The organism is Burkholderia sp. A2 (assembly GCF_001729305.1).
Classification (GTDB): Bacteria; Pseudomonadota; Gammaproteobacteria; order Burkholderiales; family Burkholderiaceae; genus Burkholderia; species Burkholderia sola.
In genome coordinates this window covers 1-3,340 of sequence record NZ_LZXX01000114.1, presented here as the reverse complement: position 1 = coordinate 3,340, position 3,340 = coordinate 1, and the positions used below count along the sequence as shown (strand labels likewise).

At 64.7% G+C, this 3,340-nt stretch carries 3 protein-coding genes; 1 reads left to right on the top strand and 2 read right to left on the bottom strand.

Annotated features, from left to right (window positions below; genetic code table 11):
• Positions 1–106: 106 nt before the first annotated feature.
• Together A9Z05_RS26045 and A9Z05_RS26040 are read right to left on the bottom strand one after the other, a co-directional pair.
• Entirely contained in the window at positions 107–1,498 is a 1,392-nt protein-coding gene (locus A9Z05_RS26045) for an ABC transporter permease (protein WP_069620632.1), read from the bottom strand.
• Positions 1,495–2,205 (bottom strand): ABC transporter ATP-binding protein, encoded by a 711-nt coding sequence (locus A9Z05_RS26040; protein WP_069620631.1) that lies wholly within the window; start codon positions 2,203–2,205, stop codon positions 1,495–1,497. Before A9Z05_RS26040 ends, A9Z05_RS26045 begins: the two co-directional genes overlap by 4 nt.
• A 303-nt stretch (positions 2,206–2,508) precedes the next feature.
• Between A9Z05_RS26040 and A9Z05_RS26035 the strand changes: the two genes are divergently transcribed.
• The gene (locus A9Z05_RS26035; RefSeq protein ID WP_069620630.1) at positions 2,509–3,261 is read left to right on the top strand and encodes a thioesterase II family protein; all 753 of its coding nucleotides are present in this window, start codon (positions 2,509–2,511) and stop codon (positions 3,259–3,261) included.
• Positions 3,262–3,340 lie beyond the last annotated feature (79 nt).

Here is a 3,340-nt window from a genome sequence, read left to right as displayed (position 1 = left end):
GCATGCGCCGAGCATGGCGATGCAACTCCCGGCGAAGGCTAACATGACAATCCGCCGACGAATCCATTTCATCGACATTTCATTGACACCCGATCCGATCGGCCGATCACGCATAGCGGAGCGCATCGACGATCTCCATTCGCGACGCGCGGCGCGCGGGCAGCAACGCGGAGAGCATCGCCACCACCAGCAGGCCGATCGCGGTACCGACGATCAGGTCGTTCTCGCCCCACACACGAATGATCAACGGCACCGGCGAGCGGCCCGGCGGCGTCCACGTCAGACCGCTGACGTTGATGATGCCGGCGAGCAACGCCGCGCTGGCGACGCCGAGCACCGCGCCGATCACGCCGAGCAGCAGCCCTTCGCACAGGAACAGGCGACGTACGCCGCCACGGCGCAATCCCATCGCGCGCAGCGTGCCGATTTCGACCGTGCGTTCGAACACCGCCGTGCTCATGGTGTTGCCGACGGTGAACAGCACGATCGCAGCGATCAGGAGCGCGACAAAACCGAACAGCGTCGCGAACATCGCAAGTGCTTGACCATAGAACGGGTTCAGCACCGTGTAATCGACGACTTCCGTATCCGTACCCGCGAATTTCGTTTTCAGCAGCGTCTCGATCCGGGCCTTCGCGGCCGGCAAATCCGACGTATGGCGCAGCTGGACGACGATCGCCGTCGCCTTCGGCTGCTCGGTGCCGTAGACGAGTCGTTGCGCTTGCGCGAGGTGCAGGCCGACGTACATGTCGTCGTATTCCTTGATGCCCTGCCGCTCCGCCTTCACGACCTGCAGTTCCGCCACGTTCGGCGCACCGCGCGCGGTCGCCGCAAGCAGTTCGATCCGCCGGCCGCCCGTCGCGGCAGCCGGCGCCGCACGCGTCCCCTCGGCAAGGGCCGCGATGTCGCCCGGAAGCGGCGAAGCCGTCGTGGTGTCCGCGGACTTCCTGGGCGGGTTGCAGTCAGGCACCTTGAGCGGCCCGCACAGTTCGAGCACGCGCGCGAGGCCCGTGCCGATCACGGCTGCGTCGCCGGTCGTGCCGGTCAGCGCCATCGGCGGGATCGTCACGGGGAACTGATAGTCGTTCCAGGTGCGCATCCGGTTCTGATCGTCGACGCGCACGCCGAGCGCGAGCGCGGTACGCGACAACCCCGCGTCGAAGTTGCCCGCGATACCCTGCAACTGCAGCGTGGGCGTCGCGACGAGCACCATCTTCGCCAGTTCCGGATCGGCCTTCACCGCATCGATGATCGCCTCGTAGTTGTCGATCCCGTACTCGGAAGGGTTCCCGCTGCCGAACTCGTAGAACCCCTTGCGTTCGATCTGCAGGTGGCCGCCGTACTTCACGTAATCGGTTTGCAGACCGTACGTGATGTTGCGCGTATAGCCGCCGAACAGCAGCACCGCGTGCGCGCCGACGATCATCGCGAGCAAGGTCGTGATCGAGCGGCGACGGTTGCGCAGCAGATTGCGGAGCGCGAGCGAAAAAGTCTTCATGCGAACGCCTCCTGGTCATCGGTGCGTGTCACGTCGGACACGATCCCGTCGGCAATGTGGACAACGTCGTCGCCCGCCGCGATGACCTGCGGATCGTGCGACGAAATCACGAACGACACGCGCCGCTCCCGTTGCAATCGCCGCATCAGCGCGATGATCTGCTGGCCGGTCTTGCTGTCCAGATTGGCGGTTGGCTCGTCCGCCAGCACGAGGTTCGGCGACGCGACGAGTGCGCGTGCGATCGCGACGCGTTGCCGCTGACCGCCCGACATCTGTCCCGGACGATGATGCGCCTTGTCCGCGAGGCCGACCGCATCGAGCATGTCCCGTACCTTCAGCGCACGTTCGGACTCCGTCAATCGCGTGCCCGCGAGAAGCAGCGGATATTCGACGTTTTCGTGCGCCGTGAGCACGGGCAGCAGATTGAAGTTCTGAAAGACGAAACCGAGCCGCCGAGCACGAAAATCGGACAGCGCATCGTCCGACAAGCGTCCGACCTCTTCGCCCGCCACGACGATGCGGCCGCGGTCGGGCCGGTCCACGCATCCGACGAGATTCAGCAACGTCGACTTCCCGCTGCCGGAAGCACCGGCGATGACGGTCAGCTTTCCGTCGCGAATGTCGAGCGTGACGTCGCGCAGCGCGGTCACGTTGACGGAACCCATCAGATACGATTTTTCAACGGCTTCGAGTATTACAGCGTTCATGGTCTCGATGTACGAAGTTGGCAGGCCGCGACAACACGGTGCAGGACGATCGCGCAGCGCAGAATACCAACTTGCGTGTAGGGAAAAACCTGTTCGTTGGGGCAGCATTCGGGCGCGAACTCGATGCCGGGATCGCATGTCGCGTCCCGCATTCGCGGGCAATCACGACCCGGATGGATCGTCAACCTGTACCGTCGGACGGCACACGTCGCCGGCCCTTGCGATTACGCTGCACCGTCATCGGCGCGCCGCCCCGGACCGGATCGCGGCCGCGACGCATCACGACTTCCGCTCTCAATCGGCATGCCAGTCAAGATAACCCCCTGGTTCATCCTGCATCGCCCGCAACCCGCGGCCACGCACCGGCTGTTCTGCTTCCCGTACGCCGGTGCGGGTTCGCTGCTCTATCGGCGCTGGGCGCTCGAGCTGCCCGACTGGATCGAAGTCGTGGCGGTCGAGCTACCGGGACGCCAGACGCGCTTCTCGGAAGCCCCGCCCACATCGCTGGATGCGATGACGGATGCGTTGGCCACCGCCGCGAACGGGCTCCTCGACAAGCCGTTCGGCACCTTCGGATACAGTTTCGGCAGTGTCGTCGGTATCGAATGGTTGAGGGAACTCGATCGACGACGGCTTCGCGGGCCCATTCATGCGTTTTGCGCGGCGCACCGTGCGCCGCATGTCGTCCCTCGTCCGTTATCGATTCATCGGTTGCCGGAACCGGAGCTCATCGACTGGCTGAAGACGATGGGCGGCACACCGGACGCGTTGCTGTCGGAGCCGGAGTGGCTTCGGCATTTCCTGCGCGCGCTGCGCGCCGATCTGGCACTCGCCGAAAGCTATTGCACCGATACGCCTTTCGCGTTGCGCTGCGGGCTGACCGTATTTGGCGGCCTGCACGATCCGCACGTCGATATCGACGCGTTGCATGAATGGCGTCGCTACAGCGACGGACCGTTCTCGCTTCATCGGTTCGACGGCGATCATTTCTTCATCCATGCCAGGGAGCGCGAGCTCCAGGATCACGTTGTCGCGACGCTGGCCGCACACGCATAGTCTCGATACAGGGAACCGGCCGCGTCCGCATTGTTTGCGAGGTCGTTTCCTCACAGCATCACGCGCTCGATCCCGCCAT

Excerpts from the sequence above, each read along its gene's own strand:
- A9Z05_RS26040 (WP_069620631.1), bottom strand. The coding sequence starts at position 2,205 with ATGAACGCTGTAATACTCGAAGCCGTTGAAAAATCGTATCTGATGGGT.
- A9Z05_RS26045 (WP_069620632.1), bottom strand. The coding sequence starts at position 1,498 with ATGAAGACTTTTTCGCTCGCGCTCCGCAATCTGCTGCGCAACCGTCGC.
- A9Z05_RS26035 (WP_069620630.1), top strand. The coding sequence starts at position 2,509 with ATGCCAGTCAAGATAACCCCCTGGTTCATCCTGCATCGCCCGCAACCC.